At 73.5% G+C, this 13,439-nt stretch carries 13 protein-coding genes; 7 read left to right on the forward strand and 6 right to left on the reverse strand.

The annotated features are described in order from the left end of the window. The first annotated feature begins 47 nt into the window (after window positions 1-47). A complete protein-coding gene (fxsA, locus tag M8H82_RS22965; RefSeq protein ID WP_250076805.1) occupies window positions 48-605 on the forward strand; it encodes an FxsA family membrane protein in 558 nt (185 codons plus the stop codon). A 120-nt stretch (window positions 606-725) separates the two neighbouring features. Here the strand turns inward: fxsA and M8H82_RS22970 are convergent, their stop codons facing one another. The 4 genes from M8H82_RS22970 to M8H82_RS22985 form a co-directional block, all read right to left on the reverse strand. Next, a complete protein-coding gene (locus M8H82_RS22970; RefSeq protein WP_003977404.1) occupies window positions 726-1,100 on the reverse strand; it encodes an RNA polymerase-binding protein RbpA in 375 nt (124 codons plus the stop codon). 255 nt (window positions 1,101-1,355) lie between these two features. Further along, the gene (locus M8H82_RS22975) at window positions 1,356-2,690 is read right to left on the reverse strand and encodes an MFS transporter (protein WP_250076848.1); all 1,335 of its coding nucleotides are present in this window, start codon (window positions 2,688-2,690) and stop codon (window positions 1,356-1,358) included. Window positions 2,691-2,748: 58 nt separating this feature from the next. Continuing rightward, a complete protein-coding gene (locus tag M8H82_RS22980) occupies window positions 2,749-3,516 on the reverse strand; it encodes a glycerophosphodiester phosphodiesterase (protein WP_250076807.1) in 768 nt (255 codons plus the stop codon). Continuing rightward, window positions 3,513-4,202 carry a YitT family protein gene (locus M8H82_RS22985; protein ID WP_250076809.1) on the reverse strand — a complete coding sequence of 230 codons (690 nt, stop codon included), beginning with the start codon at window positions 4,200-4,202 and terminating at the stop codon, window positions 3,513-3,515. Before M8H82_RS22985 ends, M8H82_RS22980 begins: the two co-directional genes overlap by 4 nt. Before the next feature lie 64 nt (window positions 4,203-4,266). Between M8H82_RS22985 and M8H82_RS22990 the strand changes: the two genes are divergently transcribed. Continuing rightward, the gene (locus tag M8H82_RS22990) at window positions 4,267-5,766 is read left to right on the forward strand and encodes a PLP-dependent aminotransferase family protein (protein WP_250076811.1); all 1,500 of its coding nucleotides are present in this window, start codon (window positions 4,267-4,269) and stop codon (window positions 5,764-5,766) included. Window positions 5,767-5,778: 12 nt separating this feature from the next. Here M8H82_RS22990 and M8H82_RS22995 read toward each other — a convergent pair whose 3' ends face one another. Further along, complete coding sequence (locus tag M8H82_RS22995; protein WP_250076813.1) at window positions 5,779-7,533, reverse strand: hypothetical protein; 1,755 nt, start codon at window positions 7,531-7,533, stop codon at window positions 5,779-5,781. Window positions 7,534-7,573: 40 nt separating this feature from the next. Beyond that, complete coding sequence (locus M8H82_RS23000) at window positions 7,574-7,768, reverse strand: hypothetical protein (RefSeq protein ID WP_015661880.1); 195 nt, start codon at window positions 7,766-7,768, stop codon at window positions 7,574-7,576. A 261-nt stretch (window positions 7,769-8,029) separates the two neighbouring features. Between M8H82_RS23000 and M8H82_RS23005 the strand changes: the two genes are divergently transcribed. The 5 genes from M8H82_RS23005 to M8H82_RS23025 all read left to right on the forward strand — a co-directional run bounded on the left by M8H82_RS23005 (window position 8,030) and on the right by M8H82_RS23025 (window position 13,416). After that, window positions 8,030-8,422: an ankyrin repeat domain-containing protein gene (locus M8H82_RS23005; protein ID WP_250076815.1), complete on the forward strand. Its 393-nt coding sequence runs from the start codon at window positions 8,030-8,032 to the stop codon at window positions 8,420-8,422. Window positions 8,423-8,722: 300 nt separating this feature from the next. Beyond that, complete coding sequence (locus tag M8H82_RS23010) at window positions 8,723-10,141, forward strand: HEAT repeat domain-containing protein (protein ID WP_250076816.1); 1,419 nt, start codon at window positions 8,723-8,725, stop codon at window positions 10,139-10,141. Between the two features lie 139 nt (window positions 10,142-10,280). After that, window positions 10,281-11,411, forward strand: coding sequence for a glycosyltransferase family 1 protein (locus M8H82_RS23015; protein ID WP_250076817.1), 1,131 nt, complete (start codon window positions 10,281-10,283; stop codon window positions 11,409-11,411). Next, a complete protein-coding gene (locus M8H82_RS23020) occupies window positions 11,408-12,568 on the forward strand; it encodes a glycosyltransferase (RefSeq protein ID WP_250076818.1) in 1,161 nt (386 codons plus the stop codon). Before M8H82_RS23015 ends, M8H82_RS23020 begins: the two co-directional genes overlap by 4 nt. Then, window positions 12,565-13,416 (forward strand): SGNH/GDSL hydrolase family protein, encoded by an 852-nt coding sequence (locus M8H82_RS23025; RefSeq protein ID WP_250076819.1) that lies wholly within the window; start codon window positions 12,565-12,567, stop codon window positions 13,414-13,416. Before M8H82_RS23020 ends, M8H82_RS23025 begins: the two co-directional genes overlap by 4 nt. The last annotated feature ends 23 nt before the right edge of the window (window positions 13,417-13,439 follow it).

Here is a 13,439-nt window from a genome sequence, read left to right on the forward strand (position 1 = left end):
TGATAGCCCTTATCCCGCGCTGAGCCGGGGCCAGGCACACTGGACGCATGACGACTGGCGCACCGACTCCCATGCACCCCGCCCGGCCCCGGCGCTCCCGGCTGCGCACCTTCCTGCCGCTGGGCATCGCCGCCTGGCTGGTGCTGGAGATCTGGCTGCTGACCCTGGTCGCGGGGGCGGCGGGCGGCCTGACGGTCTTCCTGCTGCTGCTCGTGGGTCTGGTGCTCGGCACCGTGGTGATCAAGCGGGCGGGGCGGCGCGCCTTCCAGAATCTCAACGAGGCGCTCCAGCGGGGCGGCACCCCGGCCCCGTCCGGCGGGGGCAACGGCCTGACGATGCTCGGCGGTCTGCTGCTGATGCTGCCCGGCCTGATCTCGGACGTGCTCGGCCTGCTCCTGCTCGTCCCGCCGGTGCAGAAGGCCCTCGGGCGGTACACGGAGCGCACCTTCGACCGCAAGCTCCGCGAGGCCGGTGCGGGGTCCTTGGGCGGCGCCTTCCAGCAGGCCCGCATGCGGCGGCCCGACGGCAAGGTCGTGCAGGGTGAGGTCATCAGGGACGAGCCCGCGGACACCCGCGGGGGGCCGCGTCCGCCGCTGACGCGCTGAGCCGGAGACAGGGGCCGAGCCGGAGACATGCGGAAAACCGCGGGCGCCGTACGAAGAACGTACGGCGCCCGCGGTGTTGTGCTGTCTTGTGCTGGATCGGGGTTCCGGGCCCCGGGGGGACTAGGCCGACTTGCGGCTGTCCCTCGGGTGGACCGCGATGTTCATCGCGCCGGAACGCAGTACGGCCAGGCGCTCCTCGAGGACCTCTTCGAGTTCCTCGCGGGTGCGCCGCTCCATCAGCATGTCCCAATGGGTACGCGCGGGCTTGGCCTTCTTCTCCTCAGGGCCGTCGCCGTCCACGAGGAGTGCCTGGGCCCCGCAGACCTTGCACTCCCACTCCGGCGGAATCTCCGCCTCGACCGAGAAGGGCATCTCAAAGCGATGTCCCTTCTCGCATGCGTACTCCACGGCCTGGCGCGGGGCCAGGTCGATGCCGCGGTCCGTCTCGTAGCTGGTCACCACGAGGCGCGTGCCGCGAAGAGCTCGCTCACTCATGAATCGTGCCTCCCGGGCTTGTCGCCCACAGGACAGGTGTCGCTGTCGTCGTCATCCGGTCAACGTCCGGTCGGCGGTAAAGATTCCCGTTCCGGGTCATGCGTCGCCGTCGTAGCCGCCCCTTGTTGTACCCACCTGCGCCCGGTTTGTCACATCTGCTAGGAGATGTGACCCAGCGTTTCGCTATCTTTGACGCGCAGTAACGGTACGCCTGGCAGGCCAAACGCGTACACTACCGCTCTTTCGCGCCGAACGCTAAATCCTTGCCGGAACCGGGTTCCCCGCGTCGCTGATCGCCTGCCGCACCGGAACCCGCGCGAGCAGCACGAACCCGAGCGCGAAGAAGGCCACCAGCGAGATGATCGCGTCGCGATAGCTGCCGGTCAGCTGGTAGGTCAGCCCGAACAGCAGCGGCCCGAGCCAGCTCGTCCCGCGGTCGCTCACCTCGTACGCGGAGAAGTACTCGGCCTCCTTGCCCGGCGGTACGAGATGGGAGAACAGGGAGCGCGACAGGGCCTGGCTGCCACCGAGGACCAGGCCGATCCCGGAGGCCAGCACGAAGAACCACACGGGTGCCCCGGCGGGCAGGAAGTACCCGGCCGCCAGTGTCACCGTCCAGGCCACCAGCGACCCGAGGATGGTGCGCTTGGTGCCGTAGGTGCGGGCCAGCCGGCCCATCAGCAGCGCCCCGGCCACGGCCAGCACCTGGACCAGCAGCACCGCGCCGATCAGCGTGGACTGGCCGAGCCCCAGCTCCTTGGAGCCGTAGATTGAGGCCTGCGAGATCACCGTCTGGATGCCGTCGTTGTAGACGAGGTAGGCCAGCAGGAAGGCGAGGGTCAGCGGGTGGCGGCGCATGTCTCGGACGGTCGCCGCGAGCTGCCGGAAGCCGGGGGCGGTGGCGCGCTCGCCGGGGGAGGAGCGGCGGTCGCGCAGCCTGCGCAGCGGTACCAGGGTGAAGGCGCCCCACCACAGGCCGGCCGCGGCCAGGCAGATGCGCACGGCGGTGGTCTCGGAGACGCCGAAGGAGTCGTGCGCGAGATACAGCACCAGGTTCGCGACCAGCACGAGGGCGCCCGCCGCGTAGCCGAAGGCCCAGCCCCGGGAGGACACCGCGTCGCGCTCCTCGGGCGGGGCGATCTGCGGCAGGTAGGAGTTGTAGAGCATCATCGCCACGGACTGGGCCGCGTTCGCGACGATCAGCAGGGCGCCGCCCAGCAGATAGCGGTCGCCGTCGAGGAGGAACATGCAGGCCGTCGCGGCGGCCCCGGTGTAGGCGGCCGCGGCGAGCAGCGGCTTCTTGCGGCCGCTGCGGTCGGCGGCGGCGCCGACCAGCGGCATCACCAGCACGGCCACGATGACCGACAGGGACACCGAGTAGGCGAAGAAGGACCCGGCGCGCACCGGGATGCCGAGCGGGTGGACGAAGCCGTCCGCGTCGGCGGCCGCCTCGGCCACCGTGGTCAGGTAGGGGCCGAGGAACACGGTGAGGACGCTCGTCGAATAGACGGAGCACGCCCAGTCGTAGACGTACCAGCCGCGCTGTTCGCGCCGCCGCTCCGCGGCCTCCTCGGCCGCCGCCGTCCCCATGGTGCCGGTGTCCACCCGCGCCCTCGCTTCCCCGTCCGGGCCGCGGGCCGCCGGGGTGTCAGACCCAGACGCCCCGGTCCTCCATGACCTTGCGCAATGTCTCGATGTGATCGGTCATGATGCCATCGACGCCCAGGTCCAGGAGCCGGTGCATCCGGTCCTCCTCGTTGACCGTCCACACGTGCACCTGGAGCCCGTGGGCGTGGGCGGTGCGCACGAAGCGGTGGTCGACGACCTGGATGCCGGACTGCGTCTCGGGCACCTGCGCGGCGACCGCCGACCGGCGCACCGCCGCGGGCATCCCCCAGGAGCGCAGCCGCAGCCCGAGCACCCCGCGCGTGCCGTAGGACGTCGCCAGCCGGGGACCGGCCAGCCGCTGGGCCCGTACGACCCGTGCCTCGGAGAAGGAGCCGAGGCAGACGCGGTCCCACGCGCGGGTGCGTTCCATGAGGTCGAGGAAGGGCAGCAGCGCGGACTCCGCCTTGACGTCCACGTTCCAGCGGGCCTCGGGGAAGGCCTCGAGGAGCTCCTCGAACAGCGGCACCGGCTCCCGGCCGGCCACGCGCGCGTGCCGTACGTCCGCCCAGGGCAGGTCGGCGATCCGGCCGGCGCCGTCGGTCACCCGGTCCAGCGTGGCGTCGTGGAAGGCGACCAGCCTGCCGTCGCGGGTGCAGTGGACGTCGGTCTCCAGGTACCGGTAGCCCAGGTCCACCGCGCGCCGGAACTGGCGCAGGGTGTTCTCCAGACCTGCCGCCGCCCCGCCCCGGTGGGCGAAGGCGAGCGGACCGGGGTGGTCGAGATAGGGGTGGCGTATCGGCGTGCTCACCGTCGCAGTATCGCGCGCCGGGGTTGACCTGTGGCAACGACCGTGCTGCCGCCGGGTGCCGCGGGGACGGCGAAGACGCGCAGGAAGAACTGGGCGAGCGGGCCGATGGCCAGCGCGTACAGCAGGGTGCCGACCCCGATGGTGCCGCCCAGGAGGAAGCCGGTGACGACCACCGCGACCTCGACGGCGGTGCGCATCAGCCGGATCGAGCGGCCGGTGCGCCGGTGCAGGCCCGTCATCAGGCCGTCGCGCGGGCCCGGTCCGAAGCGGGCGGCGATGTAGAGGCCGGTGGCCACACCGTTGAGGACGATGCCGGCGACGAGGAGGGGTATCCGGACGGTGAGGGTGTGGACCTCGGGAAGGGCGGCCAGGGCGCCGTCCATCGCGATGCCGACGACGAAGACGTTGGAGACGGTGCCGAGGCCCGGCCGCTGGCGCAGCGGGATCCACAGGAGCAGTACCGCGGCACCGACGCCGATCGACACGACGCCGATCGTCAGACCGGTCAGCTCGGCCAGCCCCTGGTGCAGCACGTTCCAGGGTTCGAGGCCGAGGCCGGCTTCGACGAGGAGCGCCGAGCTCGCCCCGTAGAGCGCGAGACCGGCGTACAGCTGGATCAGCCGTCTCCCGAGACGGTCCGTGGTGGACAAGAGGGTCCCCCCTGTGGTGGTAGTGGCCTGCCTCATGACACCCTGTGGCTTGAGGAGAACGGCCATCCAGGGCCAATCCGGGGAAGGTGGACTGATTTCCATGGCGCAGTGGACCTCGGCGGTGGGACCGGCTCAGCTCGCCCGGCTGCTCAGCTCCCAGCAGGACCGCCCGGCGGGCCCCGGCACGCGCCGCCCGCCCGCCTACCGGGCGCTGGCCGACGGGATCCGGCTGCTGGTCCTGGAGGGGCGGGTGCCGGTCGCGGCGCGGCTGCCCGCGGAGCGCGAACTGGCGCTCGCGCTGTCCGTGAGCCGGACCACGGTCGCCGCGGCCTACGAGGCGCTGCGCGCCGAGGGCTTCCTGGAGTCCCGGCGCGGGGCGGGCAGCTGGACCGCGGTCCCGGCCGGGAATCCGCTCCCCGCGCGCGGGCTGGAACCGCTGCCGCCCGAGGCCCTCGGCTCGATGATCGACCTCGGCTGCGCCGCACTGCCCGCCCCCGAGCCGTGGCTGACCCGGGCCGTGCAGGGCGCCCTGGAGGAACTGCCGCCGTACGCCCATACGCACGGCGACTATCCCGCCGGGCTGCCCGCGCTGCGCGCGATGATCGCCGAGCGGTACACCGCGCGCGGGATCCCGACCATGCCCGAGCAGATCATGGTGACGACCGGTGCGATGGGCGCCATCGACGCCATCTGCCATCTCTTCGCCGGGCGGGGCGAGCGGGTCGCCGTGGAGTCGCCGTCGTACGCCAACATCCTCCAGCTGATGCGCGAGGCGGGGGCGCGGCTGGTGCCCGTCGCCATGGCCGAAGGGCTCAGCGGCTGGGACCTGGACCGCTGGCGGCAGGTGCTGCGCGACGCGGCGCCCCGGCTCGCTTATGTCGTCGCCGACTTCCACAATCCGACCGGCGCCCTCGCCGACGACGACCAGCGGCGGCAGCTGGTGGAGGCGGCACGCTCCGCCGGCACCGTGCTGATCGCCGACGAGACGATGACCGAGCTGTGGCTCGACGCGGACGTCTCCATGCCGCGGCCGGTGTGCGCCTTCGATCCGGCCGGGGCCACGGTGATCACCGTCGGTTCCGCGAGCAAGGCGTTCTGGGCCGGGATGCGCATCGGATGGGTGCGGGCGGCGCCCGATGTGATCCGCAGCCTGGTCGCCGCGCGCGCCTACGCCGACCTGGGGACCCCCGTGCTGGAGCAGCTGGCGGTGAACTGGCTGTTCAGTACCGGCGGCTGGGAGCAGGCCGTCGAACTGCGCCGGCGTCAGGCCCGGGAGAACCGGGACGCGCTGGTCGACGCGGTGCGGCGGGAGCTGCCCGAGTGGGAGTTCGAGGTCCCCAAGGGCGGGCTGACGCTCTGGGTCCGCACCGGCGGCCTGTCCGGCTCGCGGCTGGCGGAGGCCGGGGAACGGGTCGGTGTCCGGGTGCCCTCAGGCCCCCGCTTCGGGGTCGACGGCGCCTTCGAGGGCTATGTGCGGCTGCCGTTCACCGTGGGCGGCGCGGTCGCCGAGGAGGCCGCGGTACGGCTGGCCGCGGCGGCGCGCCTGGTGGAGAGCGGGGGAACGGGCGGCGGCGAGGCGCCGCGCACCTTCGTGGCGTGAGGGCGGGGACGGCTAGGCCAGCTGGGAGGGCTCGGCCGTTTTCGCCTCCGCGGCCACGGGTTCCGGCTTGAGCACCGGGACCGGCTCCGGCTTCAGGACCGGGACGGGCTCCGGCTTGAGCACTTCCGGCTTGAGCACTGGGACGGGCTCCGGTTCCGGCTTGAGGACCGGGACAGGCTCCGGTTCCGGCTCGAGCACCGGGACGCGCTCCGGTTCCGGCTCCGGGGCGGGTTCCGGCTGCTGCTCCGCGTCCGCGGGGGTGGTGCGGGGCGGGAGCAGGTCCGCCACCGCCTGGCGGTGGGCGTCCGTGGTGGCGTCGTCGTAGGGATCCGGGGTGGCCGGGACCTGGAGGCGCAGGACCGGGCCCGCGCCCAGCCGGGCGTACCCGCGGCCCGGGGGGACCTGGGTGGTCGGGGTGGTGTGCGGGGGTGCGCCCAGGAAGGCCGTCAGCTGGGCCGCCGTCGCGGGGCCCAGGACCGCACGCGCGCGGGTGTGCTGCTGCACGGCTTCGCTCAGCAGCTCCGCGCTCTCGAACTGGTCGGCCACGACCACGGTGACGTTCGCCGCGCGGCCGTGCCGCAGAGGCACCTGGAGCAGGGACTGCGGATCCTTGTGATCCTCGGTGGCGGCCAGGTGGGTGAAGGCCGTCGGGCGGTCCAGCAGGAGCCACAGGGGGCGCTTGGTGTCCTCCGGCGGCGGGTGACCGGCCTGGCGGGCGCGGTTGGCCGCGATGAGCCGGCGTTCCGTCTCGTGCGCCGCCCATTCCAGGCTGGCCAGCGCTCCGGCCAGTGCGCACTCCACGGCGAGGACGCCGTCCCGGCCGGTCAGGCAGGCGTACTCGCCGGTGGCGCCGCCCTCGACGATGACGACATCGCCGTACTGAAGGGCCTGCAGGGCGATCGAGCGGAGCAGGGTGGAGGTGCCGCTGCCGGGCTGGCCCATGACCAGCAGATGGGGCTCGGTGGAGCGGATCCCGGTGCGCCAGACGACCGGTGGCATGTCGCGCTGCTCCTCGCCGTGGGTGAGCGGGAGCGTGCGCTGGACCTCGCCGGGGTCCGTGAAGCCGAGCACCGTCTCGCCGGGGGACGTGACGAAGCGCTGGGCGGCGATGTCGGTGGGCAGCGGCGGCAGGACCGCGAGGGAGAGCCGGTTGCCCTCCTCGTCCCAGGTGAAGCGGTACTCCCGGCCGCGGCCCGACTTCGCGGCGAGCAGATGCTCGATCCGCGCGCGGGACTCGGGCTCGCCGTCGGTGAAGTAGGCCGGGTAGCGGATCGTGAGGCTCGTGAAGCGCCCCGAGGCGTCGAAGTCGTACTCGGGGAAGGCGCTGTCCCACTCACCGCCGTGGGCGTACAGGGGTTCGGGGTCCTCGGGGGCCGAGAAGTACGGAACCAGGGCCTCGTACAGCGACTTCAGGCGTTCCGTCTGCGACTCGTCCGGGCCGTCCGGGGCCGCCGGGGTGCGGTCACGGCCGTGCCAGGCTGCCGCCGCCATCAGGGTGATGACGGCGAGCAGCGGGCCGTAGGGGACGAGCGCGACGACCAGGATCACCGAGGCCACCAGGAACAGCAGTGGCCCGCGCCTGTCCTTGGGGGTGTCGGCCCACTTGCGCCGCCCGGCCGAAGCCAGCCGGCGCAGCCCGCGGGTGATCGTGATCAGCGGGTGGAGGACGTCGGTGGCGCTGTCGGCCGCCGTCCGGGCCAGCTCCCGGCTCCGGGCGATCTGCGCGCTGCCTGTGCTCAGGATGCGGGGGAGGGGGCGCCGGGCCACTGCTGTCTCCTGGAGGTGCGTACGGACGGGACGGGCGGGCTCAGAACTTGATGCCGCCTAGGAGGCTCGCCAGGCTCTCGCCGCCCGCCTTGATGCTCGGGGCGATGGCCGTGCTTGCCAGGTAGAACCCGAACAGCGCGGCCACCAGGGCATGGGACGCCTTGAGGCCGTCCTTCTTGAAGAAGAGGAAGACGATGATGCCGAGCAGGACCACGCCTGAGATGGACAGGATCATTTGAGTTCTCCTGGTTTGCGGGGACAGTCACCATGAGTACTTCCAGGATCACAGGATGTATCCATACGATAAAAGGTGCAAGTGGGTGAAATTCGGCGGATTTCCCCCGGTTGGTGGAGTCGTTCCGGGCCGGGTGAGCTGGGCTCCTGCGTCCGGCCGGGTTCGTGGTGATCTTTACCTCGGGCACATCGGGTCATGTGCCGCGCGAGCCAGTACCCTGGCGATTCACCTGAACGGTTGTAACGGAGAGGCGGACCGGCGATGAGTGAAGCCCCCGACCCCGAGGTCGTGGAGCTGGCGACCAAGATCTTCGATCTGGCCCGGCAGGGGCGGACCGAGGCGCTCGTGGCCTATCTGGACGCCGGTGTTCCGGCCGACCTCACCAATGATCGCGGCGACTCTCTCGTCATGCTCGCCGCCTATCACGGCCACGCCGAGGCGGTGCGCGCGCTGCTCGCGCGCGGGGCCGAGGCCGACCGGATCAACGACCGGGGCCAGACCCCGCTCGCGGGGGCCGTGTTCAAGGGCGCGACGGATGTGATCCAGGCGCTTCTGGACGGCGGCGCCGACCCGTCGGAGGGCACCCCGTCGGCCCTCGACACCGCCCGTATGTTCGGCAAGACGGACCTGCTCGAATTGTTCGGCGCACACTGATCCGTACGCTCTGACCAGCTACGACACGGAAAACGGGGGAGGCGGTACGGGGCCGCCGAAATTTCGGTCGCGGCAGACGGAACTGCCGAGTCATCATGACGTCGTGATTCACGGACGCGATGGCCGGGCAGGTGTTGCCGCACCGCGCGGACCGTGAAGCGGTCCGCATGGGCCACCTACGAGAGGCAGAGGAAGATGGCTTACAGCAAGCAGGAAACGGCGGGCGCCCCGACGTGTTGTCACGCGGCCAGGTAGAGCACGTCCCCGGTTGCGTCGACGCTTGATGTGAGGCTGTTTCCCATGTTCGATCCGGTCATAGCGCCCAGCGGTACGCTGCTCGGCCTGCTCCAGCGGGGCCGTGGCGACGGCACCCTCCACGCGCTCACCGCCCCGCGCGCCGAAGCGCTCGCGGCACTGAACCACTGCGTGCTCAGCGACCCCCGCCACGACTGGCAGGTGGAGAACCGCTCCCTGTACTACGCACGGCTCTTCCTCGACCTGAACGGCGAGCTGGACGAGATCGAGGCCCATCTCTTCGACGTCGAGGACGTCTTCGACACCGAGGAGTCCCGCACCGGCCTCACCCTGGCCGTCCTCGGCCACCTCGCCTCCTACGGCAGACGGGACGCCCTCGCCCTGCTGCGCCGGTACGCCGCCACCGGCGCCAACTGGGCCTGGGCCCTGGACGAACTGGCGCTGCGCGACGACGACGCCGGACTTCGCGCCCTCGCCGCGCCCGTCCTGGCCCGCTTCGCCACCGACGCCGAGGGCGAGGCCGAGCTGGCCGCCGCCGTACGCGACGCTTTCGAGCCACGGCCGTGGCGGCTGTGGGCCGAGGATCCGCGCGAATCGGTCGCCACGCGGGTGCGTGCCGCTCAGGAGGCCGGCTGTTTCGACCGCTGGCAGCGGCAGATGCGCCCCGCCGGACCCCGCCCGGGGTGGAGCGTGCGGGCCGTCTTCGAGTGGGCGCAGCAGGGCGTCGACCGCGGCGCCGCGCTCCACGTGCCCGCCGCCCGATGCCTCGCCGCCGTCGCCGGACCCGAGGACCGGCCGGAGATCGTGCAGGCCGCCAAGGACGGCACCGAGGGCGCCCGCTGCACCGCCCTGCGCTACCTCGCCGACAGCAACGACCCCGACGCGCTCGACCTCATCGAGGCGGCCGTGGCGGCAGGGCCGCCTCCCGTCGTGGAGGCCGCCGTCGACGCCTTCGAACGGATGCGCAGCGTCGCCGCCGTCGACCGGGCCCGCGGCTGGGCCCGCCGGCCCGATCCGCTGGGTGCCTCCGCCGGACGCATGCTCGCCTGCCGCGGCGGGGCCCAGGACAGCGACCTGGTCCTCGCGGCGCTCCGGGAGGCCGTCCGGGGCGAGGGGCCCGACGCCAAGACCCTGTGGACCCTCGTGGACGGCGCCGGACGGCTCGGCATCGCCTGCGCGGCGCCCGTCCTGCGCCACATCTACCGCGAGACCGCCTCCTCCCATCTCCGCGGCAGGACCGCCCGCGCCCTCGCCGCCACCGATCCCTCGTTCCGCTCCGGCTTCGCCGTCGAATGCCTCTGGGACTGCGAGGAGACCACCCGCGAGATCGCCGCCCGGCACGCCGAGACCGGGGACAACCGCGTCGTGGAGCGACTGCGCCGGCTCGCCGCCGACCCGGCCGAGGAGGCCGAGGTCCAGACAGCCGTACGCAGCAGGATCGGCCCCGACGCCCCTACCGGATGAACGAGGGATGACCCGCGGGTCAGGCGGGCGTGGACACGGCCTGACCTGCTCGGGTGTGCAGCGCAACGCTCATGGGACGTTCCCTGTCCGGAAAGATCCACGTTGACGCGGCCACGTCCAGCACGGCGACAACACCGGTATGCGTGTCGTCATCGTGACCGAATCCTTTCCCCCCGACGTGAACGGCGTGGCCCACTGCGCGCTCCAGACCGCCCGACACCTCGTCGATCGCGGTCACGCCCCCGTCGTCGTCGCCCCGGCCCCCGCCCCCGGGAGCAAGCTCGGCGCTCTCGCGCCCTGCCCCGTCGTCCACATCCCCTCCCTCCCGCTCCCCGGCTACCCCCAGGTGCGCGTCGCCCTCCCCAGCCGGCGTCTCGCCGCGGCGCTCGTCGAGCACAACGCGGACATGGTCCACCTGGCCAGCCCCTTCGTCATCGGCGTCCGCGGGATGGCCGCCGCCGCCCGGCTCGGCATCCCCGCCGTCGCCGTCTACCAGACCGACCTGGCCGGCTACGCCCGCACCTACATGGGCGCCGGCGAGGCCGCGGCCTGGCGCCGGATCCGCTCCGTCCACTCCGCCGCCGACCTCACCCTCGCCCCGTCCAGCGCCTCCCTGCACGACCTGGAGACCCATGGCGTGCCCCGGGTCAAGCTGTGGCCGCGCGGGGTCGACACCGTCCGCTTCCGCCCCGACCTCCGGGACGATGCCCTGCGCCGGGAACTCGCCCCGAACGGCGAGCTGATCGTCGGCTACGTCGGCCGGCTCGCCCCCGAGAAGCACATCGAACTGCTGGCCGGCGCCTGCCGTCTGGAAGGCGTCCGGGTGGTGATCGTGGGCGACGGACCGAGCCGCCCCGGCCTCGAGCAGACGCTGCCCGGCGCGGTCTTCCTGGGCCGCCGCACCGGCGACGACCTCGCCCGGATCTTCGCCTCGCTGGACGTCTTCGCCCACACCGGGCCCTTCGAGACCTTCTGCCAGACCGTGCAGGAGGCCATGGCCAGCGGGGTGCCCGTCGTCGCACCCGCCGTCGGCGGCCCGCTGGACCTGGTCGCCCACGGACACACCGGCCTGCTCTTCCCGGCCGGTGACGCCGGCGCCGTACGCGAGGCCGTGCGCGCCCTCCAGGCCGACCCGGGCCTGCGCACCGCCTACGGCAGCGCCGCCCGCGCCATGGTCGAGGGGCGCACCTGGGCGGCCGTCGGCGACCAGCTCATCGGCCACTACGCCGACGTGCTGGCGGGCCGCAGGGCGAAGGTGGCGGCGGCGTGAACGAGTCACTGCGCATCGTCCGGCTCGCCAACTTCGTCGCGCCCGCCTCCGGCGGACTGCGCACCGCGCTGCGCGAGCTCGGCAAGGGCTTCAAGGCGGCCGGGCACGCACCGGTGCTCATCGTGCCCGGCGAGCACCACACCGACCGGGAGACCGAGCAGGGCCGCGTCATCACCCTGCCCGGCCCGGTGCTCCCCGGCACCGGCGGCTACCGGGTCCTGGCCGACAAGCGGCGGGTGGCCGCCCTCCTGGAGGAGCTCGGCCCCGACCGGCTGGAGGTGTCCGACCGCACGACGCTGCGGTGGACCGGCAAATGGGCGCGACGCGCGCGCGTGCCGGCCGTGATGGTCTCCCACGAGACGGCCGACGGCGTCCTGCGCACCTGGGGTGTGCCGGAGGGCGCCGCGCGGCGCACCGCGGACGCCTTGAACGTCCGTACCGCCCACACCTACGCGCGCGTGGTGTGCACCACGGAGTTCGCCGAGCGCGAGTTCGTGCGGATCGGCGCCCGCAACGTGGTGCGCGCTCCCCTCGGGGTCGACCTGGTGCAGCGGCACCCGGCGCTGCGGGACGCGGGGCTGCGCGCCCGGCACGCGCGCGGGGACGAGGCCCTGCTCGTCACCTGCACCCGGCTGTCGGTGGAGAAGCGGCCCGGTACCGCGCTGGACGCCCTGGAGGCGCTGCTCGACCGGGGCAGGCGGGCGGTGCTGGTGGTGGCCGGGGACGGGCCGCTGCGGCCGCGCCTCGAACAGCGGGCGCGGGAGCGCGGGCTGCCGGTGACCTTCCTCGGACATGTCTCCGACCGGGCCGTGCTCGGGGCGCTCCAGGCATCGGCCGACGTGTGCCTGGCGCCGGGGCCCGCCGAGACCTTCGGGCTCGCGGCACTGGAGGCGATGGCGTGCGGGACGCCCGTGGCGGTGAGCACGTCGTCCGCGCTGCCGGAGGTGATCGGTTCCGCGGGGGCCGTCGCCGCGGATCACGGGGAGGCGTTCGCCGACGCCGTGGAGCGCCTCCTCGCCCGTCCCGAGGCCGAGCGGCGGGAGGCGGCACGCGCGCGGGCCGAGTGCTTCGGCTGGGACACGGCGGTCGCCGCGTTCCTCACCGCGCACGACGTACCCCTCCCCGGGCGGGACCGGGTGCCGGAGGGCGTGGCATGAGACCGCTGCGCTTCGTCGCCCTCGGAGACTCCCTGTCCGAGGGCGTGGGCGATCCCGTCGGGGACGGGTGGCGCGGCTGGGCCGCGCTGCTCGCCGGCGGGCTCGCCGAACAGCCCGTGGACTTCACCAACCTCGCCGTCAGCGGGGCGCAGACCCGGGACGTACGGGAACGGCAGCTGCCCCGGGCGCTGGAGCTGCGGCCGGACGTGGTGTCCGTCGTCGTCGGCGTGAACGACACCCTGCGCTGCACCTTCGACCTCCATGCCGTCGCGGACCGGCTGGACAAGGTGTACGGCGCCCTCACCGCGCGCGGGTCCGTCGTGCTGACGGCGTGTCTGCCGGATCCGGGGGCGATGCTCGGTCTGCCCGGGGCGCTGGCACGTCCGCTGGCCCGGCGGCAGCGGGCGGTCAACGCGGTGGTGCACGCGCTGTCCGAGCGGTACGACGCCGTGCATCTGCATGCGGCCGAGGGCGCCTGGCTCACCGACCGCGCGTTGTGGAGCGCGGACCGGCTGCATCCGGGGGAGCGGGGGCACCGGCAACTGGCGGTGCGGTTCCACGCGTTGCTGGCGGAGGGCGGGCTGGCCACCGGCGTGGCGCCGTCGCCGGAGCCCGAGTTCCCGGCTCCCGCCAAGGCGGCGAGCCTGTGGTGGCTGGCGACGGCGGGGACGGGCTGGGTGGCCCGGCGGTGCACCGATCTGGTGCCGCAGCTGATGTCGCTGGCCATGGACGAGATGCGGCACCGCGCGCGGGGGACGAGTGCGCGGCTGGATCTGCGCACGGCGCATGCGGTGTCGGCGGCGCTGGCCGCCTTGACGGTGGCGGAGCAGCAGCCGGATGCGGCGTAGCCGGGAGGGGTGCGTAGGGGCTC

Source organism: Streptomyces sp. YS415, from assembly GCF_023544665.1.
GTDB lineage: Bacteria > Actinomycetota > Actinomycetes > Streptomycetales > Streptomycetaceae > Streptomyces.